Genomic DNA, 20,726 nt, shown 5'->3' on the forward strand with positions numbered 1-20,726 from the left:
CACACCGTGGGCCGTTCACATGGCCGCACGGGGTCGTCGCGGGATTGCAATCGAGCCTTAAACCGAATATATTGAGCATGATGATTATCTGTCAAGATGTCGCAGTTCCCACCCCGATGATTCACCGGCCGGGCATTGCCCGGCCGGTTCGTAGGAGGAGAGCCGGGTGAGCCGTCCGGAGCGCACCGGCCGTGCCGAGTGGCGGCTGTCGCGAGCCGAAGCCATCGCGCGGGAGATCGAACGCAAGATCCTCGACCTGGCGCTGCCGGACGGCAGCCGGCTGGGCACCAAGGAGGACCTGCGCCAGGAGTACGGCGTCGCCGTCGGGACCGTCAACGAGGCGGTCCGGCTCCTCGAGACGCGCGGTGTGGTGTCGGCCAAGCCCGGCCCGGGCGGCGGCCTGTTCACCCTCCGCACCCCCGGCCACGTGCGCATCAACCACCTGGTCCTCAGCCTCCGCGAGAACGTCGTGACCAGCGCGCACTGCCTGGCGGTCCGCGACGCGCTGGAGGAGCCCATCCTCATGGACGCGGCGACCCACCGCACCGCCGAGGACCTGGCCGAACTGCGCGAGCTGCTGGACCGCATGGACGAGCAGCGCACCGACGCCGCCGGCTTCCTGCGCGCCAACTGGGCCGTGCACCGGCGGCTGGCCGAGATCTCGCCCAACGTGGTCCTGCGCATGGTCTACACGACGATGCTCGACATGATCGAGAACGAGATCGAGGAGGTCAGCTCCGACGACGATCTGTTCACCGCGAGCAAGACCTTCCGGGCTCACGTCGCGCTCGTCGACGCGGTCGAGTCGCAGGACCCCGCGCGCGTGCGCCGCGCCGTGCGCCGGCACCGGCCCCCGTCGTCGGTCGTCGACTGAACGCCGGAGGCCGGACGCGCCGCCCGGGCGCGTCCGGCCGGTGCTGACCCGTATCCCGGATCAGCCCTGCGCGCGATGGCGGAGCTCCCCGTCGACCGCCGTGGCCAGCACCGGCAGGTCGCGCAGCTCGTCCGGGGGGCACTGCGCGGGGTCGGCGCCGAGCGCCACCCAGTCCGCGCGCATGCCCGGGCGCAGCACCCCGACCGCGTGGTCGTTGAACGCGGCGTACGCGGCGTCGGAGGTGTACATCCGCAGCGCCGCCGCCACGTCGAGCCGCTCGTCCGCGCCGAGCGGCCCCCCGCTCGGCGCGTGGTGGCGGGTCACCGCCTGCCAGATCCCGCGCAGCGGCTGGAACGGCGTGACGGGCGAGTCCGAGCCGCCGGCCAGCCGGACGCCCGCGCGCTGCCAGGTGGCCAGCGGCGTGGCGGCGGCCGCGGCGTCCCGGCCGAGCTGGGCGATGAGGCGGCCGGCGAACTGTTCCTGCATCGTCGGCTGCGTGGCCACGACCACGCCCAGCCGGCGGGCGTCGGCCATGTTGCGCTCCGAGGGCGTCAGGTACGCGTGGATGGCCTGGCACCGCAGCGGCCGGACCGGGGCCACGCGATCGGCGTGGTCGAGCACGTCGAACAGCAGGTCGAGCGCCCCGCCCCCGACGGCGTGCACCCCGAGCGACCAGCCGTGCCGGACGAGCCCGGCCGCGAGCGTGCGCATCGAGTCGGGGTCGAGCAGCAGCTGCCCGTGGTCGCCGCACCGGCCGGGCCAGGGTTCGCGCAGGTAGGCCGTGCCCAGCGAGCCGCCGCCGTCCAGGAACACCTTCACCGGTCCGAGCCGCAGCCGGTCGTCGCCGAAGCCGGACCGCACGCCGAGCCCGGACAGGCGCGCGATCTCGTCGGTGACGGGCGCGCCCGCCACGAGCAGCGGCATCGCGGTCACCCGTAGCGGCAGTTCGCCGTCGGCGTGCAGCCCCTGGTAGGTGGCGAGTTCCTCGGCGCGCAGCCCCGGCTCGATCACCGACGTGAGCCCGGCGGCCAGGGCCGCCTCCGCCGCGACGGTGATCGCGGTCCGCCGGTCCCGGTCGCCCGGCGGGGGCATGTGGCGGCGGACGAGTTCGATCGCCGGGGGCTCGACCAGCACGCCGGTGAGCCGCCCGCCGGCGTCCCGGCCCAGGCGTCCGCCCGGGGGGTCGGGCGTGCCGTCGGTGAGCCCCGCCAGCTCCAGCGCGACCGAGTTGGCCACGCCCTCGTGACCGCAGCGCAGGATCAGCACCGGGCGGTCGGGGCACGCGCGGTCCAGCTCGTCGCGGTCCGGCAGGCGGCGCTCGGCGATGTCCTCGGTCTCCCACCCGTCGGAGGAGACCACCCACGGCGCCTCGGGGTGGGCGTCCGCCCAGGCGCGCGTCGCCGCGATGACGTCCTCGATGCTGCGCGCGCCGGCCAGGTCGAGCAGCACGTGCGCGAGCCCGGTCCACAGCAGGTGCATGTGCGTGTCGATCAGCCCCGGCAGGACGGTCGCGCCGCCCAGGTCGAGGACCGGTGCGTGCTCGCCGAGCGCGGCCCGCGCCTGGTCGAGCGAGCCCGCCGAGACGACGCGCCCGCCGCGGATCGCCAGCGCTTCGGCGCGGGGCCGCGCCGCGTCCATGGTGATGACGCTCGCGGCCCGGACGATGTGGTCACCCTTGTGATTCGTCATAACGATTGTAGGTTATCAGGGGAAGAAGTGTTTGCGAACCGTTGACCTTCTGATCCTATTGATGATAATCGTTCTGCTCGTAATGGCGGCATATGCCGCGTTCCACTCAGGGGAGTGAAGCCATGATGAGAACGATCCGACGGCGCCGGCTCCGGGTGGTCCTCGCGGCGCTCGCGGTCGGCCTGGCCGCCGGCTGCGGCTCGGGGGGCACCTCGGCCGGTCAGACCGACGCCGGGGGAGTGACCACGGTGAAGGTCGGCCTGATCCCGATCACCGACGTCGCCCCGCTGTACCTCGGCATCCAGAAGGGGTTCTTCACCGAGCAGAAGCTCAAGATCGAACCGCAGCTGGCCGCGGGCGGCGCGGCGATCGTCCCCGCCGTCGTCAGCAACAGCAACCAGTTCGGCTTCTCCAACAACGTGTCACTGATCGTCGCCAAGAGCAAGGGCGTGCCGCTGCAGGTCATCACGCCGGGCGTCGGCATCTCCCCGGGCCACAACGAGGCGTGCCAGGTGCTGGTGCCCGGGAAGAGCCCCATCCGCGGGATCAAGGACCTGCCCGGCAAGACCATCGCCGTCAACACGCTCAACAACATCGGCGACGTCACGATCCGCGCCGCGCTCGAGAAGGGCGGCGTCGACCCCGGCTCCGTGAAGTTCACCGAGATCGGCTTCCCCGACATGGTCACGGCGGTCGAGGCGGGACGCGTCGACGCGGCCTGGGAGTGCGAGCCGTTCGTCACCGCGCTACTGGACCGCGGCGCCCGCTCCATCCTCAACAACTACGCCGAGACCCACCCGAACCTGGCGGTGGCCTCGTACTTCACCTCCACGGCCTACGCCAAGAGCAACCCCGACGTGGTGCGCCGCTTCGACACGGCCATGCGCAAGTCGCTGGAGTACGCCAACACCCACCCGGACGAGATCCGCAAGATCCTCCCGGAGTACGCCAAGATCCCCGCGGCCCAGGCGGCGAAGATCAAGATGATCGCCTGGCCGGGCACGTTCGAGCGCTCCTCGATCGAGGAACTGGTGCGGCTGACGCAGAAGTACAAGCTCATCCAGCAGCCGGTCAGCCTGGACGAGCTCATCCAGGAACCGAAGTCCTGACCCTCCCGGGCCAGGCAGGAAAGAACCTCCCGGTACGGGCGCCCGCCGACCAGGCGCCGCCCGCACCGGGAGGTTCTCGCATCACCTGGACGGTCCTCGACCAGGGCCGGTACGGCTGACACGGCGGCACGGACTTGTCCAGCGGCCGACAGCCTGGGCGAACTGAGACCTGTCTCAAGTGAGGCCGACAGCCCTGGCGGTACCACCAATGCCCACCTCCGGCCTCTTGCTCGCGTGATCGTTGAGGATGGGTGGGGCTGGGGCCCCACCCATCCTCAACGATCACCGGCGCAGGCGCTTGTGCCAGGTGGCGGGCGGCCGGGTCCTGCGCGAGCGCAGCCAAGGTCATCGGCATTCGGCCCACTTCGAAACACGCCTTAGTCCAGGGTCAGTGCGGGCCTGGTCAGCGGACGGCGGTTCGACGAGCCCGGCCAGGAGCCGAAGTCCCGGCCCTCCCGGGCCGGACGGCGAAAGACCTCCCGGTGCGGATGCGCCGGGAGGTCTTTCGCCGTCCGGGAGGTTCTGTTGTCGCGCCCTGGTGGGGACCCCGGCCGCGCCCGTGGCCGGGCCGGGGCCGCGACCGGGCGCGGGCGGCCACCGGCCGCGGCACGGGCGCGGCGGGAACCGGTGGGGACTGGCGTCAGCGGGCGACGCCCAGCGCGGACACGCCGCCCAGGCCGGCGACCTGCACTTCGACCCGGGCCGGCGGGAACGGCGCCGCGGCGGTGGCGCCGCCGGCGAGGACGACGTGGCCGGCCAGCAGCGGCATGCCCTGGCGCCGGGCGATCCGCAGGAGCTCGGGCAGCGCCCGGTCCGGATGGCCGAGGATGGCGTCGGTGGAGCCCGTCTCGACGTCGGTGCCGTCCACGGTGAGCCGGACGGCCCGGCCGCCCAGGTCGGCGCCGAGCGGCTGCCAGGACCCGATGACGAACCCGGCGGACGAGGCGTTGTCGGCGATCACGTCGGGCAGGCTGAACCGGAAGTCGCGGTAACGCGAGTCGATGATCTCCAGCGCGGGCGCGACCGCGTCCACGGGCAGCTCGTCGTCGTCCGGGGTGACGTCACGGGCGATCCGGTAGGCGACCTCCGGCTCGACCCGGGGGTGGATGAACCGGGCCAGCGACACCTGGCCGCCGTCGGGGACGCGCATGGCGTCGGTGAGCCGCCCGACGATCACCTCGTCCACGCCCATCTGCGCCATCTTCGCCTTGCTGGTGAAGCCGAGCTTGAGCCCGACCAGCCGCTCGCCCCGCCCCAGGCGGCGGGCGATCACCGCGTCCTGGATCGCGTACGCGTCGGCGGGGGTGAGCCCGCCGGGGAGCTGCGCGACCGCGGACACGGTGTGCTGCGCGGTGTCCAGGCGTTCCGCCGCCTCGGTGCGTGCGCTGGTGTCGGTGCTCATGAACCGGTCCTCTCCGTCATCTCGGCTCGGGGGGCGCGCCGGTGGATGCGTCCGGCCGCCGGCAACCCCACGTAGTTCTCGCAGAAGCTCTTCATCGCGGCTTCGGAGGTGCAGACGTGCTTCAGCTCGGCGTGCTGGAGCCGCCACTCCATCGGGTTGGCCGGGCTGTGGTGCAGCAGCGACGTCATGGAGCGGGAGAACTGCTGGGCCCGCCAGACCCCGCGCAGCGCGTCGTCGGAGTAGCCGTCCAGCAGGGCGCGGTCGCCGGACTCGAACCAGGTGCACAGCGCGTCGGCGAGCAGCCGCACGTCCGCGGCGGCGAGGTTGAGCCCCTTCGCGGCGGTGGGCGGGACGATGTGCGCGGCGTCCCCTGCGAGGAAGAGCCTCCCGTACTGCATCGGCTCCACCACGAAGCTCCGCATGGCGGTGATGCTCTTCGTGGAGATGGTGCCTTCGGCGAGCGTCCAGCCGTCGTCGGTCCCCAGCCGCAGCCGGAGTTCCGCCCAGATCCGGTCGTCGGACCAGCCGGCCAGGTCCTCGTCCGGCGGGACCTGCAGGTAGAACCGGCTGACCTCGCTCGACCGCATGCTGTGCAGGGCGAACCCGCGCTCGTGGCACGCGTAGATCAGCTCGAACGTGGAGGGCTGGACGTCCGCGAGCACGCCGAGCCAGGCGAAGGGGTAGTCGTGCTCGTACACCGTCAGCACGTCGGCCGGGATCGTGCGGCGGGAGACACCGTGGAAGCCGTCGCAGCCCGCGATGAAGTCGCAGGCCAGGACTTGTTCGGAGCCGTCGGCCGCCCGGTAGCGCACCTTCGGTGCGTCGGTGTCGACGCCGTCGAGCCGCACGTCGTCGACGCCGAACTCCAGGGGGAGGCCCGAGGCGAGGCGGGCGGCGATCGCGTCCCGGACGATCTCCTGCTGGCTGTACATGACCGCGGTGCAACCGCCGGTCAGCTCGGCCATCGGGATCCGGTACCGCTGCCGGTCGAAGCGCAGCTCGAGTCCGTGGTGGACGGCCGCCTCCCGGCGCATCCGCTCGTCCAGCCCCAGCTCCTCCAGGAGCCGCATGGTGCGGTGTTCCAGCATGCCCGCGCGGATACGACCCTCCACGTAGGACTGGCTCCGGTGTTCCAGGATCACCGCGTCGACTCCGGCGAGCTCCAGCATCCGGCCGAGGAGCAGGCCGGCCGGCCCGGCTCCGATGATGGCGACCTGTGTTCGTTCCATGTTGAGCTCCACGTAGGGCCGGTCACCGGCTGTAATTGTGAGGGGGTTTCAGTAGGTCCGCTGCACTTCGCCGCAGTTACTGCAGGTACGGGCCTCCAGGTCGTCGAAGAAGCGCTGGTACGCCTCGCCGACCGGGTCGACGGAGTAGTCGGCGATGTGGCACGACTCCTCGTGCAGGAACTCCCCGCAGTTCTGGCAGTACCACTGGAAGCGGTCGAGCTCGCCCGGGCGGCGGAGCCGCTCGAGGACGATGATGAAGGAGTCCGGGTCGAACCGGGGGGAGTGCGGGAGCCGGGAAGGAGTGAAGATCGCCGAACCCTCCGGGACCACGTCGATCACCTCGGTGCCGTCCGGCTGGCGGCTGTGCAGCCGCAGCTCGCCCCGGATCACGTACATCACCTCATCGCTGGGATTGAGGTGGAACTCGCTGCGGTACTCGCGGCCCCGCGCCACGAAGCCGAGGGACTCGTTGTGCTGCCACAGCACCTCGACGCGCTTGCCGCTCTTGCCGAGGCGTTCGGCGATCGCGTCGAGGTCGACGACCGGCATGCGGTACGGCTCGGTCATGGTCACTCCTTCCCGGAGCCCTGGTCTCCTGGTCCGTTACTTCGGTTCAACGACGGCGGCGACGCATTCCACCTCGACCAGCACGCCGGCCCGGTGCGGGGGCGCGTTGACGGTCGTGCGCGCGGGGAAGCTCTCACAGTCGGCGAAGAACTCCCGGTACGCCTTGTTGAACTCGGGGAACTGGGCGGCGTCGCGCAGGTAGCAGTTGCACTTGAGGATCGAGTCCTTGGTGCCGCCGGCCGCCTCGACCACCGCGACCAGGTTGGTGAGCGTCTGCCGGACCTGCTCGGCGAGGTCGTCGGAGACGATCGTGCGGGTGGCCGGGTCCAGCGGGCCCGTTCCCGAGCAGAAGATGAGGTCCCCGTGGACGATCGCCTGCGACAGGGGAGGAGTGGTCCCCGCGGAGAAGCCGACCTGGGGCGCGTTGGTTGAGCTGATCGAGATCTTCGACATGGCACTCCTCGTTCGATTCGGCACGTGGTCTGCCGGGCAGCCCGGGGTTCGGAGCCGCGGCGACTACTCGCTGCGACTCTAACCACCATGTTGATTAGAGTCAATGTATCCCGCGGTGGGCCAGGTGAGGAGGTTGTTGGCCGACCACCCGATTGTCACCCAGATGCCTATCCATCATAATGGTTATCTGAAACAAGGTTCGGAGGGATGGTCATGACATCGGCGAACGAGCCCGCCACCGAGCCCGCCACGACAGGCCCCGGTCCAGGATCGGACTGGCCCGTGACGGTGGACGTCCACGCGCACGCGCTGCCGCTGCCGCTGCTCCGGTACCTCGCCGACCGCGGCTACGCGGACCTGTCCGGCATGGACTCCGGAACGCTGCTGCTGGACCCGAGGGTGTCCGGGGTCGCCCGGGGAGCCCGCATCCCGCTCGCCGCCGACCAGTACGACGTCCGGCGCCGGCTGACCTCCATGGACGCCGCCGGCATCGCCGCCCAGCTGGTCGCGGCACCGCCGTTCGTGTTCGCCTCGTCCGCCGACGACGACGAACTGGTCCTGGAGATCACCCGCCGTTCCAACGATGCGCTCGCCGAGTACGTCTCGGCCGACCGGCGGCTTGCGGCGCTGGGAACGGTCCCGGTGGGCCTGCCCGGCGCAGCCCGGGAGGCGGCCCGCTGCCTGGACGAACTCGGCATGGCGGGCCTGACGACCGGCACCTTCGGCGGGGGCCGCGAACTCGACGACCCGGTCAACGAGGACCTGTGGAGCCTGCTGACGGAACGCCGGGCGTTCTGCCTGGTCCACCCGAGCCGCGCGTCCTCCCCGGCCCGGCTGCGCGAATACCACCTGGTGCAACTGCTGGGCTACCCGGCGGAGACGGCGCTCGCCGCGGCCCGGCTGATCTTCGGCGGCGTCCTGGACCGGCACGACCCGGTGCTGTGCCTCGTGCACGGCGGCGGATGCCTGCCCGGGCTGGTGCCCCGGCTGGACCTCGGCTGGCGGCGCAAGCGGGAGTCGCAGACCGTTTCGGCGTCACCCCGCGACTACCTGCGCCGCCTCCACTACGACACCGCGGTCTTCGACGGCACCGCGCTCCGCCGCCTGATCGAAGACGTCGGGCCCGGCAACGTCCTGCTCGGCACCGACCTGCCCTTCGACCTCGCCGACGTCGACGCGGTCTCCACCGTCCGGGAGCAGGGCCTGCCGCCCGCGGTCGAACACGCGATCCTCGCCGGGAACGCGCTGCGGCTGATCCCTTCCCTGACCACCGCGCCCGGCACCCCCGGCGCGGCCGGATAGCCGACCAGAGCCGGACACGGCCGGACGAGGACGGCGGGAACCGCCCGCCCGTCACCCCCCTTTTCTCGCCAGGAGGATTCGACATGCCCCTTGTGCAGGTCAGCTTGGCCGCGGGACGGCCCCCTGACCAGATCCGAGAACTGATCAGCGAAGTGCACGACGCGGTCGTGCGCGCTACCGGAACCGACCCGGCACGGGTACGGGTGCTCGTCCACGAGCTGCCGCCGACGCACTGGGCCGCGGGCGGGGTCACGCTCGCCGAGCGCGACACCGCCACAACACAGGAATGAGGGGTAACGGCATGGAGTTCTTCGGGCACGTCATCGACGGCGAGGAAGTCGAGTCGCAGGACGGCGCGCGGTTCGACAGCGTCGATCCATGGACCCGGCAACGGTGGTCCGAGGTGGCGCTCGCCTCCCGGAAGGACGTGGAGGCGGCCGTGGCGTCCGCGCGCCGCGCGTTCGACGACGGCCCGTGGCCGCGGATGGGCTACGCCGAGCGCGGCCGGCTGCTGCACCGCCTCGCCGACCTGGTCGAGGCGAACAAGCAGGAGCTCGGCCTGGCGGACACCCGGGACATGGGCAAGCCGGTCACCCAGAGCGTCGGCAACGACGTCGACCGCGCCGTCCAGAACCTCAGGTTCTTCGCCGACCACGCGCGCCTGACGGCGGCGGACACGCTGCCGATGGACAGCGGTCACCACGCCTACACCAGGTTCGGCCCGGCCGGTGTCGTCGCCGCCATCGCCCCCTGGAACTTCCCGCTGATGCTGGAGACCTGGAAGATCGCGCCGGCCCTGGCCTGGGGCAACACCGTCGTCCTCAAGCCCGCCGAGGACACCCCGGCGTCCGCGACGCTGCTGGCGCGGCTCGCAGTCGAGGCCGGCCTCCCGCCCGGCGTCCTCAACGTCGTGCACGGATACGGCCCGGAGTCCGCCGGGCAGGCGCTGACCGAGAGCACCATGATCGACCGGATCACGTTCACCGGCGCGTCGAGCACCGGCCGGACCATCGCCCGGGTCGCGGGCGGGAACCTGGTCCCGGCGAGCCTGGAACTCGGCGGCAAGGGCGCCAACCTGGTCTTCGCCGACGCCGACCTGGACACGGCGGTGGACTGGTCCATCCGGGCCATCTTCACCAACGCCGGCCAGGTGTGCCTCGCCGGCAGCCGGCTCTACGTGCAGCGCGAGGTCTACGACGAGTTCCTCGCCCGGTTCGTCGCCGCCGCCGAGGCGATGGTGATCGGCGACCCCACCGAACCGGCCACCCAGGTGGGCCCGCTCGCCTCGCAGGAGCACTACAAGAAGGTGCGCGGGTACGTGGAGACCATCGAGGCGCAGGGCGGCCGCATCCGCACCGGAGGGCTCGGTGACGGCTGGATCGTCCGCCCCACCGTGATCACGGACATGCCGCAGGACGCCCCGCACTGGTGCGAGGAGATCTTCGGCCCGCTCGTCGTCGTGGCCCCCTTCGACACCGAGGCCGAGGGGATCGCGCTGGCCAACGACACGCCGTACGGCCTCAACGCCATGGTGTTCACCGAGAACCTGAGCCGGGCGCACCGGGTGTCCGCGGCCCTCCGCGCCGGGACGGTCTGGGTGAACTGCTTCTTCATCCGCGACCTGCGCGCACCGTTCGGCGGGGTCGGCGAGTCGGGGGTCGGCCGGGAGGGCGGCGCGTTCAGCCGCGAGTTCTTCACCGAGCCGAAGGCCGTCGTCATGCAGATCGACCGCTGAACCCCTGCATCCCCTGCTCCGTTCCGGGCGCGCGGCGACCTCGCCGCGCGCCCGCTCGCCTCTCCGGGCCGAGCCGGAGCCCCTCCCCGCTACCGGGCGGATTCCGGCCCGTCCCCCTCCAGGTCTCCCTCGATCCGGAGGTACAGCTCCTTCAGGGCGTTGACGGTGTCCGGTTCGGGGTGCTCCCACATCCGGCGGTCGGCGGCCTCCAGCAGGCGTTCGACGATGCCGTGCAGCGCCCAGGGGTTGGACGTGGTGAAGAACTTCTGGTTCTCGTCGTCCAGGGCGTAGGTGTGGGCGAGCTTCTCGTACATCCAGTCGGCCACCACCCCCGCGGTCGCGTCGTAGCCGAACAGGTAGTCCACGGTGGCGGCCAGCTCGAAAGCGCCCTTGTAGCCGTGCTGCCGCATGGCCGCGAGCCAGCGCGGGTTGACCACCCGGGAGCGGAAGACCCGGGCGGTCTCCTCGCTCAGCGTGCGGGTGCGGACCGCGTCGGGCCGGGTGCTGTCGCCGATGTAGGCCACCGGGGCCCGGCCGGTGAGCGCCCGGACCGCGGCGATCATCCCGCCGTGGTACTGGAAGTAGTCGTCGGAGTCGGCGATGTCGTGCTCGCGGGTGTCGGTGTTCTTGGCCGCGATGTTGATCCGGCGGTAGGCGCTCTCCATGTCCGCGCGGGCGGGCACGCCGTCCAGGTCCCGGCCGTAGGCGTAGCCGCCCCACACGGCGTAGACCTCGGCGAGGTCGGCGTCGTCGCGCCAGTTGCGGCTGTCGATGAGTGGCAGCAGCCCGGCCCCGTAGGCGCCGGGCCGGGAGCCGAAGACGCGCATGCTCGCGCGGCGCTCGTCCCCGTGCTCGGCGAGGTCGGCGTGTACGTGGGCCCGGACGTAGTTGTCGGCGTCGTCCTCGGGCTGGTCCGCGGCCAGCCGGACCGCGTCGTCGAGCATCGCCACCACGTGCGGGAAGGCGTCCCGGAAGAACCCGCTGATGCGCACGGTCACGTCGATGCGCGGGCGGCCGAGCTCCGCCAGCGGGATCGGCTCCAGCCCGCTGACCCGGCGGGACGCCTCGTCCCAGACGGGCCGCACGCCCAGCAGCGCCAGCACCTCGGCGATGTCGTCGCCGGAGGTGCGCATGGCGCTGGTGCCCCAGACCGACAGGCCGACCGAGCGCGGCCACTCACCGGTGTCGTCGCGGTAGCGGGCCAGCAGCGAGTCGGCCATGGCCCGGCCCGTCTCCCAGGCGAGCCTGCTCGGCACCGCCTTCGGATCGACGGAGTAGAAGTTACGGCCGGTCGGCAGGACGTTGATCAGGCCGCGCAGCGGCGAGCCGCTGGGGCCGGCCGGCACGTATCCGCCGTCGAGGGCGTGCAGGACCATCTCCAGCTCGTCGGTGGTCCGGGCGAGCCGGGGCACGATCTCGGTGGCCGCGAAGCGCAGGATCTCGGCCACCGTGCCCTCGGCGACGGTGTCGGCGGCCGCGGGGTCCCAGTCCCGCTCCTCCATGGCGAGCACGAGGTCGCGGGCCTGGCTCTCGAAGGCGTCCACCCGCGCACGGTCGGTGTCGCTCTCGTCGAGCCCGAGGGCCTCGCGCAGCCCGGGCAGCGTCACCTGGCCGCCCCACATCTGCCGGGCCCGGAGCATGGCCAGCACCAGGTCGGCCCGCCCCTGCCCGGCGGGGGGCACCCCGAGGACGTGCAGCCCGTCGCGGATCTGCACGTCCTTGACCTCGCACAGCCAGCCGTCCACGTGCAGCAGGAAGTCGTCGAACTCGGCGTCGTGGGGGCGGTCGCCGATCCCCAGGTCGTGGTCGAGCCGGGCGGCCTGGATCAGGGTCCAGATCTGGGCGCGCACGGCGGGCAGCTTGGCCGGGTCGAGCGCGGCGATGTTGGCGTGCTCGTCCAGCAGCTGTTCCAGCCGGGCGATGTCGCCGTAGCTCTCCGCCCGGGCCATCGGCGGGATGAGGTGGTCGACGAGGGTCGCGTGGGCGCGGCGCTTGGCCTGGGTGCCCTCGCCCGGGTCGTTGACCAGGAACGGGTAGACCAGGGGCAGGTCGCCGAGCGCGGCGTCCGGGCCGCAGGAGGCGGACATGCCCGCGGTCTTGCCCGGCAGCCACTCGAGGTTTCCGTGTTTGCCGACGTGCACGACGGCGTGCGCGCCGAACTCCGCGTCGATCCAGCGGTACGCGGCGAGGTAGTGGTGGCTGGGCGGCAGGTCGGGATCATGGTAGATCGCGACGGGGTTCTCGCCGAACCCGCGGGGCGGCTGCACCATGACCACCGTGTTGCCCGAGCGGAGCGCGGCCAGCACGATTTCGCCCTCGGGGTCACGCGAGCGGTCCACGAACAGCTCGCCCGGCGGCGGCCCCCAGTGCCGCTCGATGCCGGTGCGCAGGTCCTCGGGCAGGGTGTCGTACCAGGCGTGGTAGCGGGCGGCGGGGATGCGCACCGGGTTGCCGGTGAGCTGTTCCTCGGTGAGCCAGTCGGCGTCCTGGCCGCCGGCCGCGATGAGGGCGTGCATCAGCGGGTCGCCCTCGGCGGGCAGTTCGTCGCCGATGTCGTAGCCGCGTTCGGCCATCGCCGCGAGCAGCCGCACCACGCTCGCCGGGGTGTCCAGGCCGACCGCGTTGCCGATCCGCGCGTGCTTCGTCGGGTAGGCCGACAGCATGAGCGCGATGCGGCGGCGCTCCGGCGGGACGTGCCGCAACGTCCCGTGCCGGACCGCGATGCCGGCGACGCGGGCGGCCCGTTCGGGGTCGGCGACGTAGACGCTGAGCCCGTCCTCGTCGATCTCCTTGAACGAGAAGGGCACGGTGATCAGGCGACCGTCGAACTCCGGGACCGCGACCTGGGTGGCGGTGTCGAGCGGGGACAGGCCGTCGTCGTTGGCCTCCCAGGCCGAGCGCGGGCTGGTCAGGCAGAGCCCCTGCAGGATGGGCACGTCCAGGGCGGCCAGCGCGCCCACGTCCCAGGCCTCGTCGTCACCGCCGGCCGACGCGAAGGCCGGCCGGGTGCCGCCCGCCGCGAGGACCGTGACGACCAGCGCGTCCACCTGCCGCAGGGTGTCCAGCAGGCCCGCGTCGGGGGTGCGCAGCGAGGCGCAGTAGAGCGGCAGGGCACGGCCGCCGGCCGCCTCGATCGCGGTGCAGAGCACGTCCACGAAGGCCGTGTTCCCGGCGAGGTGGTGGGCCCGGTAGTAGAGCACGCCGATCCGCGGCCCGTCCTGCGGGGCCGTCCCGGCGGAACGCTCCAGTACCCCCCAGGAGGGGTGGGCGGCGGGGGCGGCGAAGCCGTGGCCGGTGAGGAGCACGGTGTCGGACAGGAAGTTGTACAGCTCACCCAGGTTGCCGGGGCCGCCGTGCGCGAAGTAGGCGTGCGCCTCGGCGCTGACGCCCGCGGGCACGGTGGACAGCCGCATCAGCTCGGCGTCGGGTGCCTGCTCGCCGCTGAGCACCACGACCGGGCGGGGACCTGCCAGCAGCGCGTCCAGGCCCTCCTCCCAGGCCCGGTGCCCGCCCAGCAGCCGGACGACGACCAGGTCCGTTCCGGCCAGCAGCGCGGGGAGGTCGTCCGGTGCCAGCCGCGCCGGGTTGGCCAGGCGGTACGCGGCGCCGCTGGCACGGGCGCTGAGCAGGTCGGTGTCCGAGGTGGACAGCAGCAGGATCACGCAGTGGTTCCTCACTCGGGGTCCGCGCCCCGGGCCGAAGGGAGCGGCAGCATGGAGTCTCCTGGCTTCCGGATCGGTGCTCGCCCCGGCCTTCCCGCGGTCACGGTGGCCGACGGTGGGGTTCGCTCCCCGGTGACAGTGGCGGGACCGCGCCGGATTCTCACCGGCTTCCTCCACGTGCTGCCGCGCGGTATGGCCCTTACTTTCGTTGTCGCCTACAGTCACGTCAAGTGCGCCGACTTCGGACCTTTAGGATCCGATCGTGTCCTTGCCCTCGCGCTATGCCCCCGACTCGTGCCCGGGGGCGCTGCGGATCCATGCCGCGGCCGACGGCGGCCTGGCCCGGGTCCGGTTGCCGGGAGGGCGGCTGGCCGCACCCGGTTGCGCGGTTCTCGCCGACGCCGCCGCCGATCTGGGCGACGGCCATCTGGAGCTCACCTCGCGCGGCAACGTGCAGCTGCGGGGCCTGGCGCCGGGCGCCGAGGGTGAGCTGGGCCGGCGGTTGCGGGCGGCGGGGTTGCTCCCCTCCGACACGCACGAACTGGCCCGCAACATCACTGCGAGCGTGCTGACCGGCCGGGCCGGGGACGGCGTGCTGGACGTGCGCCCGCTCGTCGCCGGGCTCGACCGCGGGCTGTGCGCCGACCCCGAGCTGGCGGGCCTGCCGGGGCGGTTCCTGTTCACGATCGACGATGGGCGCGGTGACGTGGTCGCGCTGCGCGGCGACGTCGGGCTGTACGCGCTGGACGCGGCCTCCCTGGCGGTGACGCTCGGCGGGGCCGACACCGGTCTGCGGGTCGCCCCCGAGGCGGCGGTGCCGGCCGTCCTGGCGGTGGCCCGGGCGTTCATGCGCGCGCGCACCACGGAGTGGCGGCTCACCGAATGGGACGATCCCGGCGAGCGGCTCGCGCCGTGGCTGCCGGGCCTGGGGGTGGGGCCGCGGGTGGAACAGAGCGCGGCGCGGCGGGCCCTGCCGGGAACCCCCGCGAAGCCGCCCGTCGGCGCGGTGGCCCAGCGCGACGGCCGGTGGGCGCTCTCCGCGCTGGTCCCGCTCGGGCGGCTGACACCGGCGCAGCTCTCCCGGCTGCGCGGCGCCGAAGAGATCATCATCACACCCTGGCGATCCGTCGTCGTGCCCGACTTGACCGATATGCCAGACTCCTACGGCCTGGTCACCCGACCCGGCTCCGGCTGGGAGGGGCTGTCCTCCTGCGCGGGCCGGCCCGGCTGTGCCCGGTCCCTGACGGATGTGCGGGCCGACTGCGCCCGCACGCTCGACGGCGCCGCGGAACCGGCGCGCCCGGAGCTTCCGGTGCACTGGTCCGGCTGCGAGCGCCGCTGCGGGAGTCCGCCCGGCCGGCACGTCGCGGTGGTGGCCACCCAGGACGGCTACGAGGTGCGGCTGGAAGAGCGGGTCAGGGACCGGTCCCGGAGCCTGCCCGCGACGGCCGCCGCCATCGCGCGGACACGCGAGGAACAGGTGAACGAGTGAACGACTACCTCCGCGACGGTGCGGAGATCTACCGGCGATCCTTCGCCACCATCCGCGCCGAGACGGACCTGGGCGGGCTACCGGACGACGTCGCCCGGGTGGCGGTGCGCATGATCCATGCCTGCGGCATGGTCGACCTGGTGGACGACCTGGCGTACTCGCCGGACGTGGTCGCCGCGGCCCGCGCGGCCCTGCTCGCCGGGCGGCCGATCCTGTGCGACGCCCGCATGGTGGCCGCCGGGGTGACCCGGTCCCGGCTGCCCGCCGGCAACGAGGTCGTCTGCACGTTGCAGGACCCCCGCGTCCCGGCGCTGGCGGCCGAGCAGGGCACCACCCGCAGCGCCGCGGCCCTCGACCTGTGGCCGGACCGGCTGGAGGGGGCGGTCGTGGCGATCGGCAACGCGCCGACCGCGCTGTTCCGGCTGCTGGAGCTGGTCCGTGCCGGCGCGCCGCGGCCGGCCGCCGTGCTCGGCATCCCGGTCGGGTTCATCGGGGCGGCCGAATCCAAGCAGGCACTGGTCGAGTCCGGGCTCACCCACCTGGTCGTCCGCGGCAGGCGCGGCGGCAGTGCCATCACGGCGGCGGCGATCAACGCGATCGCGTCCGAGGAGGAATGATGACCGGACGGCTGACCGGCGTCGGGCTGGGTCCCGGCGACCCCGAGCTCATCACCATCAAGGCCGCCCGGCTGATCGAGCGCGCCGACGTCGTCGCCTACCACGCGGCCCGGCACGGCCGGAGCATCGCCCGGTCGATCGCCGCGGCCCACCTGCACGACGGGCAGATCGAAGAGGCCCTGATCTACCCGGTCACCACCGAGCGCAACGAGCGCTACCGGGAGGTCATCGAGGAGTTCTACGGCCGCTGCGCCGAACGCCTGGCGGCGCACCTGGACGCCGGCCGTGACGTGGTGGTGCTGTGCGAGGGGGACCCGTTCTTCTACGGCTCGTACATGCATCTCCACAAGCGGCTCGCCGACCGCTACCCGACCACCGTCGTCCCCGGGGTGACGTCGGTCAGCGGCGCCTCGGCCGAGCTCGGCCGCCCGCTGGTCGAACGCGACGAGGTGCTGACCGTGCTGCCCGGCACCCTGCCGCCCGGCGAGCTGGCCGAACGGCTGGCCGCCACCGACTCCGCGGCCGTCCTCAAGCTCGGCCGCACCTTCGGCCCGGTCCGCACGGCGCTGGAGAAGTCCGGGCGGCTGGCGGACGCCTGGTACGTCGAGCGCGCCACCACCGAGCAGCAGCGCGTCGCGCCGCTCGCCGAGGTGGACCCGGAGTCGGTGCCGTACTTCTCGGTGGCGATCCTGCCCAGCCGGGTGCACCAGGAGACCCGCCGCGCCCTGCTGGCGGAGCCCGCCGCCACGGGCGGCACCGAAGCCGGCGGCCGGGGCGAGGTCGTCGTCGTCGGGCTCGGCCCGGCCGGCCGCGAGTGGCTGACCCCCCAGGCCCAGGACGCGCTGAGCACCGCGGACGACCTGGTCGGCTACGGCCCGTACCTCGACCGCGTACCGGCCAACGCCCGGCAGGCCAGGCACCCGTCCGACAACCGGCAGGAGGCCGAACGCGCCGAGTTCGCGCTCGGCCTGGCCGCCGCGGGGCGCCGTGTCGCGGTCGTGTCCTCCGGCGACCCCGGCGTCTTCGCCATGGCGACCGCCGTGGTCGAGGCGGCGGCCGCGGAGCGGTGGAAGGACGTGCCCGTCCGGGTGCTGCCGGGCCTGACCGCGGCGCAGGCGGTGGCGTCCCGGGCCGGCGCCCCGCTGGGCCACGACTACTGCGTGGTGTCGCTGTCGGACCGGCTCAAGCCCTGGGAGGTCATCGCCGCGCGGCTGGCCGCCGCCGCGGCCGCCGACCTGGTGATCGTCGTCTACAACCCCGCGTCGCGCAGCCGCGTCGAGCAGCTCGCCCGGGCCCGTGACCTGCTCCTGGAGCACCGCGCTCCGGACACCCCGGTCGTCATCGGCCGGGACGTCGGCGGCCCCGAGGAGAGCGTGCGGGTGGTGCCGCTGGCCGAGCTCGACCCCGCCGAGGTCGACATGCGCTGCCTGCTGATCGTGGGGTCGTCCACCACCCGGGTCACCGGCCGGGGCGACGGCGGCACGATGGTGTTCACCCCTCGCCGCTACCCGGCATGACCGGACGCTGATCCAGCCAGGCCACCGCCTCCTCGACGGTGGCCACGGCCGGGACGCCGGGGACGGGCGGCCGGTCGACCATGACCACGGGCAGGCGAAGCCGCCGGGCGGCGGCGAGCTTGGCCGCGGTCATCGCACCGCCGCTGTCCTTGGTGACCAGGACGTCGATGGCGTGCTCGCGCATCAGCGCGACCTCGCCCTCGACGTCGAAGGGCCCCCGCGCGAGCAGGACGCGCATGCGCGGGGGCATCGGGGGCGCCGGCGGCTCGATCGAGCGGACCAGGAACCAGCGCCCCGCGTCGGCGGCGAAGGCCCCCAGCCCGGTCCGGCCGGTGGTCAGGAAGACCCGCTCGCCGGGAAGGTCCGCGGCGGCCGCCGCCAGCGAGGGGACCCGGCGCCAGTCGTCACCGGGTCCGGCGGTCCACCCGGGCCTGCGCAGCAGCAGCAACGGCACGCCCAGCCGTGCGCACGCGGCCGCCGCCGAGGCGGTGATGCCGGCCGCGAACGGGTGGGTCGCGTCGATGACGGCGGTGACGCGTTCCCGCGCCAGCCAGGCGGCCAGGCCCGCGGGCCCGCCGAACCCGCCGACCCGGGTCCGGCCGGCCGGCAGCACCGGGTCACCGACCCGGCCGGCGAGCGAACTGGTCACCTCGACGTCCGGCCGGCCAGCCAGCAGGGCGGCCAGCCGGCGGGCCTCGCCGGTGCCGCCGAGCAGCAGGACGCGCATCAGTCCCGGCACCGGCCGGCCGAGTACAGGTGGCTGTCGGGGAACGACCGGGCGCCCAGCACCGAGCCCACGATCACGACCGCGGTGCGGACGACGCCCGCCGCGCGCACCTCCCCGGCGATGTCGGCGAGCGTCCCGCGCAGCACGATCTCGTCGGGGCGGCTGGCGTAGGCGACGACGGCCACGGGGCAGTTCGCGCCGTAGTGGGGTGTCAGCTCCGCCACCAGCTCGTCGATCCGCTGGACGGCCAGGTGCAGGACGACCGTGGCCCGGCTGCGCCCCAGCGTCGCCAGATCCTCCCCGGGCGGCATCGGGGTCGCGCGCCGGGAGATGCGGGTGAGGATGACCGTCTGCCCGACCCCGGGGACCGTCAGCTCGCGGCCGAGCGTGGCGGCGGCCGCCGCGAACGCGGGAACGCCCGGGGTCACCTCGTAGGGCACTCCCGCGGCGTCCAGCCGCCGCATCTGCTCGGCCATCGCGCTGAACACCGACGGGTCGCCCGAATGCAACCGCGCGACGTCCAGCCCCGCCTCGTGGGCGCGGACCATTTCGGCCACGATGTCGTCGAGGACCATGTTCGCGGTGTCCACCAGCCGCGCCCCCGGGGGGCACCGCTCCAGCAGCTCGGCCGGCACCAGGCTCCCGGCGTACAGGCAGACCGGGGAGGTCTCGACCAGGTTCCGGCCGCGCACGGTGATCAGGTCCGCCGCGCCGGGCCCGGCGCCGATGAAGTGCACGGTCATGGCTTGTTCGCCGTCCACTGGGTCACCGGCATCATCGCTCTCCATCCCGTGTATCCGCCGACCGGCGAAGCCCTGTTGATCGCTATCCGGACGAGGTCGCCGCCGAACCCGGCGTACGCGTCCGCCAGCACCCGCTCCCCTTCCAGGGTCACGGCGTTGGCGACGAGCCGGCCGCCGGAGGGAAGCGCGTCCCAGCAGGTCTCGATCATGCCTGACGTGGTGATTCCGCCGCCGATGAAGATCGCGTCCGGGGTCGCGAGCCCGGCCAGCGCCGCCGGCGCCCGGCCGTGCACGACGCGCAGTCCCGGCACCCCCAGGGCGGCGGCGTTGGCCGTGATCCGCTCGGCCCGGTCGGCCCGGGCCTCGACGGTGACGGCCCGGCAGGACCGGTGGGCGCGCATCCACTCGATGGCGATGCTGCCCGAACCGCCGCCGACGTCCCACAGCAGCTCGCCCGGGACAGGCGCGAGCCGGGCCAGCGTGACCGCGCGCACCTCGCGCTTGGTGAGCTGCCCGTCGTGCTCGTAGGCGTCGTCGGGAAGGCCGGGGACCGACGACCGCGCCGGGCCGCGGCACTCCACCGCGACGATGTTGAGGGGGTCGGGCGCGTCGTGCGGCGGCCCGACCCGCTCGTCCGGCCCGCCGAGCCGTTCCAGCAGGACGACGTCGCTGTCGCCGTGGCCCTGCTCCGCGAGCAGCTTCATGACCCGCGCCGGTGTCTCGGCGCCCGCGCTGAGCAGCAGGATCCGGCGGCCCGGCGTCAGCACGGCGGTCAGCGCCGCCAGCGGCCGGCCGACCGCGCTGACCACTTCGACCTCCTCCATCGCCCAGCCGAGCCGGGCGCAGGCCAGCGAGATGGACGAGGGGTGCGGGAGCACCCGGACCCGGTCGCCGCCCAGCAGCCGGACCAGCGTCGTTCCCACGCCGTAGAACATGGGGTCGCCGCTGGCGAGCACGACGATCTCCCGGCCCCGGTGCTCGGCGAGCAGGCCGGGCAGCGCGGGCACCAGGGGCGACGGCCACGGCACGCGCTCGGATTCCGGCCCGCCGGCGGGCAGCGCCGCGAGCTGGCGGGTGCCGCCGAAGACCACGTCGGCCGCCTCGACGGCCCGGCGGGCCGGCTCGGTCAGCCCCGCCCAGCCGTCCGCACCGATCCCGACGACGGTGACGGCCGGCTCAGACATTGCCGAGGACCCGGCTGATCGAGATCTCGATGACCACCCGCTCCGGGTTGGGCCGGGGCGGGCGGTAGCGCTCGGCGTAACGGCGCACGGCCTCCGCGACCGCCTCGGGCTCGTGCCGGATCGTCGCGGTCCCCTCGACGGTGGACCAGTGCCGGCCCTGGAACTGGCAGACCGCGACGGGGAGTCCCGCCGCCCCGGTCCGGGCCACGTTCCTGGCCTTGAGGGAGCCGCTCGAAGTGATCACACGGACCAGTCCGGCGTCCGGATCCAGCGTGGCCCCCACCGGCACGACGTGCGGCGTCCCGTCCGGCCGGGACGTGGTCAGCGTGCACGTCAACCGTTCCGCCCAGAACGCCAGCAGGTTCTCGTCGCGGAGATCCAGCTCATGACGGGTACGCCGGTTCATGTCCACCTCAATCCTTCC

The 20,726-nt window shown here is 73.5% G+C and carries 18 protein-coding genes and 1 riboswitch; of the genes, 8 read left to right on the plus strand and 10 right to left on the minus strand.

The window, feature by feature from the left end; genetic code table 11:
* The first annotated feature begins 166 nt into the window (after nt 1–166).
* Nucleotides 167–874: a FadR/GntR family transcriptional regulator gene (locus DPM19_RS01510; RefSeq protein WP_111862920.1), complete on the plus strand. Its 708-nt coding sequence runs from the start codon at nt 167–169 to the stop codon at nt 872–874.
* Nucleotides 875–934: 60 nt separating this feature from the next.
* On the opposite strand, the gene DPM19_RS01515 is transcribed toward DPM19_RS01510, so the two are convergent.
* Nucleotides 935–2,563, minus strand: coding sequence for an amidohydrolase (locus DPM19_RS01515; protein WP_111862921.1), 1,629 nt, complete (start codon nt 2,561–2,563; stop codon nt 935–937).
* 122 nt (nt 2,564–2,685) lie between these two features.
* Here DPM19_RS01515 and DPM19_RS01520 point away from each other — a divergent pair, with 122 nt between their 5' ends.
* Nucleotides 2,686–3,672 carry an ABC transporter substrate-binding protein gene (locus DPM19_RS01520; protein ID WP_158566672.1) on the plus strand — a complete coding sequence of 329 codons (987 nt, stop codon included), beginning with the start codon at nt 2,686–2,688 and terminating at the stop codon, nt 3,670–3,672.
* 640 nt (nt 3,673–4,312) lie between these two features.
* Here DPM19_RS01520 and DPM19_RS01525 read toward each other — a convergent pair.
* Genes DPM19_RS01525 through DPM19_RS01540 form a run of 4 tightly spaced genes read right to left on the minus strand, consistent with a single transcriptional unit; the run spans nt 4,313 to nt 7,323 of the window.
* The gene (locus DPM19_RS01525; protein WP_111862923.1) at nt 4,313–5,074 is read right to left on the minus strand and encodes a 2-keto-4-pentenoate hydratase; all 762 of its coding nucleotides are present in this window, start codon (nt 5,072–5,074) and stop codon (nt 4,313–4,315) included.
* Nucleotides 5,071–6,303 carry a 4-hydroxybenzoate 3-monooxygenase gene (locus DPM19_RS01530; RefSeq protein ID WP_111862924.1) on the minus strand — a complete coding sequence of 411 codons (1,233 nt, stop codon included), beginning with the start codon at nt 6,301–6,303 and terminating at the stop codon, nt 5,071–5,073. Before DPM19_RS01530 ends, DPM19_RS01525 begins: the two co-directional genes overlap by 4 nt.
* Nucleotides 6,304–6,351: 48 nt before the next feature.
* Nucleotides 6,352–6,870, minus strand: coding sequence for a 3-hydroxyanthranilate 3,4-dioxygenase (locus tag DPM19_RS01535; RefSeq protein WP_111862925.1), 519 nt, complete (start codon nt 6,868–6,870; stop codon nt 6,352–6,354).
* Nucleotides 6,871–6,906: 36 nt separating this feature from the next.
* Nucleotides 6,907–7,323, minus strand: a complete 417-nt coding sequence (locus DPM19_RS01540; RefSeq protein WP_111862926.1) for a RidA family protein — start codon at nt 7,321–7,323, stop codon at nt 6,907–6,909.
* A gap of 282 nt (nt 7,324–7,605) precedes the next feature.
* Here DPM19_RS01540 and DPM19_RS01545 point away from each other — a divergent pair, with 282 nt between their 5' ends.
* The 3 genes from DPM19_RS01545 (at nt 7,606) to DPM19_RS01555 (ending at nt 10,360) form a co-directional block, all read left to right on the plus strand.
* On the plus strand, nt 7,606–8,625 hold the full coding sequence (locus DPM19_RS01545; RefSeq protein WP_233509741.1) for an amidohydrolase family protein: 1,020 nt from the start codon (nt 7,606–7,608) through the stop codon (nt 8,623–8,625).
* Nucleotides 8,626–8,708: 83 nt separating this feature from the next.
* Nucleotides 8,709–8,915 (plus strand): tautomerase family protein, encoded by a 207-nt coding sequence (locus DPM19_RS01550; protein WP_111862927.1) that lies wholly within the window; start codon nt 8,709–8,711, stop codon nt 8,913–8,915.
* An 11-nt stretch (nt 8,916–8,926) separates the two neighbouring features.
* Entirely contained in the window at nt 8,927–10,360 is a 1,434-nt protein-coding gene (locus tag DPM19_RS01555) for an aldehyde dehydrogenase (protein WP_111862928.1), read from the plus strand.
* 89 nt (nt 10,361–10,449) lie between these two features.
* Here the strand turns inward: DPM19_RS01555 and cobN are convergent, their stop codons facing one another.
* Complete coding sequence (gene cobN, locus DPM19_RS01560; RefSeq protein WP_111862929.1) at nt 10,450–14,022, minus strand: cobaltochelatase subunit CobN; 3,573 nt, start codon at nt 14,020–14,022, stop codon at nt 10,450–10,452.
* A 55-nt stretch (nt 14,023–14,077) separates the two neighbouring features.
* Nucleotides 14,078–14,195: riboswitch (cobalamin riboswitch) on the minus strand.
* A gap of 89 nt (nt 14,196–14,284) precedes the next feature.
* Here cobN and cobG point away from each other — a divergent pair.
* The 3 genes from cobG to DPM19_RS01575 are packed head-to-tail and all read left to right on the plus strand — an operon-like array spanning nt 14,285 to nt 17,648.
* Nucleotides 14,285–15,514 (plus strand): precorrin-3B synthase, encoded by a 1,230-nt coding sequence (gene cobG / locus DPM19_RS01565; RefSeq protein ID WP_111862930.1) that lies wholly within the window; start codon nt 14,285–14,287, stop codon nt 15,512–15,514.
* Entirely contained in the window at nt 15,511–16,131 is a 621-nt protein-coding gene (locus DPM19_RS01570; protein ID WP_111862931.1) for a precorrin-8X methylmutase, read from the plus strand. Before cobG ends, DPM19_RS01570 begins: the two co-directional genes overlap by 4 nt.
* A complete protein-coding gene (locus DPM19_RS01575) occupies nt 16,131–17,648 on the plus strand; it encodes a precorrin-2 C(20)-methyltransferase (RefSeq protein WP_111862932.1) in 1,518 nt (505 codons plus the stop codon). Before DPM19_RS01570 ends, DPM19_RS01575 begins: the two co-directional genes overlap by 1 nt.
* Here the strand turns inward: DPM19_RS01575 and DPM19_RS01580 are convergent.
* Genes DPM19_RS01580 through DPM19_RS01595 form a run of 4 tightly spaced genes read right to left on the minus strand, consistent with a single transcriptional unit; the run spans nt 17,623 to nt 20,708 of the window.
* Nucleotides 17,623–18,375, minus strand: a complete 753-nt coding sequence (locus DPM19_RS01580) for a cobalt-precorrin-6A reductase (protein WP_111862933.1) — start codon at nt 18,373–18,375, stop codon at nt 17,623–17,625. The two genes, DPM19_RS01575 and DPM19_RS01580, sit on opposite strands and share 26 nt — an antisense overlap.
* On the minus strand, nt 18,375–19,118 hold the full coding sequence (gene cobM / locus DPM19_RS01585) for a precorrin-4 C(11)-methyltransferase (RefSeq protein WP_111862934.1): 744 nt from the start codon (nt 19,116–19,118) through the stop codon (nt 18,375–18,377). The genes DPM19_RS01580 and cobM overlap by 1 nt, the downstream gene beginning before the upstream one ends.
* Nucleotides 19,115–20,302, minus strand: coding sequence for a precorrin-6y C5,15-methyltransferase (decarboxylating) subunit CbiE (cbiE, locus tag DPM19_RS01590; RefSeq protein ID WP_111862935.1), 1,188 nt, complete (start codon nt 20,300–20,302; stop codon nt 19,115–19,117). The genes cobM and cbiE overlap by 4 nt, the downstream gene beginning before the upstream one ends.
* Complete coding sequence (locus DPM19_RS01595; RefSeq protein ID WP_111862936.1) at nt 20,295–20,708, minus strand: pyridoxamine 5'-phosphate oxidase family protein; 414 nt, start codon at nt 20,706–20,708, stop codon at nt 20,295–20,297. The genes cbiE and DPM19_RS01595 overlap by 8 nt, the downstream gene beginning before the upstream one ends.
* Nucleotides 20,709–20,726: the final 18 nt, after the last annotated feature.

The organism is Actinomadura craniellae (assembly GCF_003289645.1).
Taxonomy (GTDB): domain Bacteria; phylum Actinomycetota; class Actinomycetes; order Streptosporangiales; family Streptosporangiaceae; genus Actinomadura_D; species Actinomadura_D craniellae.

Coding starts and splice junctions, on each gene's coding strand:
- DPM19_RS01515 (WP_111862921.1), bottom strand. CDS start 2,563: ATGACGAATCACAAGGGTGACCACATCGTCCGGGCCGCGAGCGTCATC.
- DPM19_RS01530 (WP_111862924.1), bottom strand. CDS start 6,303: ATGGAACGAACACAGGTCGCCATCATCGGAGCCGGGCCGGCCGGCCTG.
- DPM19_RS01540 (WP_111862926.1), bottom strand. CDS start 7,323: ATGTCGAAGATCTCGATCAGCTCAACCAACGCGCCCCAGGTCGGCTTC.
- cobM (WP_111862934.1), bottom strand. CDS start 19,118: ATGACCGTGCACTTCATCGGCGCCGGGCCCGGCGCGGCGGACCTGATC.
- DPM19_RS01525 (WP_111862923.1), bottom strand. CDS start 5,074: ATGAGCACCGACACCAGCGCACGCACCGAGGCGGCGGAACGCCTGGAC.
- DPM19_RS01595 (WP_111862936.1), bottom strand. CDS start 20,708: ATGAACCGGCGTACCCGTCATGAGCTGGATCTCCGCGACGAGAACCTG.
- DPM19_RS01550 (WP_111862927.1), top strand. CDS start 8,709: ATGCCCCTTGTGCAGGTCAGCTTGGCCGCGGGACGGCCCCCTGACCAG.
- DPM19_RS01535 (WP_111862925.1), bottom strand. CDS start 6,870: ATGACCGAGCCGTACCGCATGCCGGTCGTCGACCTCGACGCGATCGCC.
- DPM19_RS01575 (WP_111862932.1), top strand. CDS start 16,131: ATGACCGGACGGCTGACCGGCGTCGGGCTGGGTCCCGGCGACCCCGAG.
- DPM19_RS01580 (WP_111862933.1), bottom strand. CDS start 18,375: ATGCGCGTCCTGCTGCTCGGCGGCACCGGCGAGGCCCGCCGGCTGGCC.
- cbiE (WP_111862935.1), bottom strand. CDS start 20,302: ATGTCTGAGCCGGCCGTCACCGTCGTCGGGATCGGTGCGGACGGCTGG.
- DPM19_RS01555 (WP_111862928.1), top strand. CDS start 8,927: ATGGAGTTCTTCGGGCACGTCATCGACGGCGAGGAAGTCGAGTCGCAG.
- DPM19_RS01520 (WP_158566672.1), top strand. CDS start 2,686: ATGATGAGAACGATCCGACGGCGCCGGCTCCGGGTGGTCCTCGCGGCG.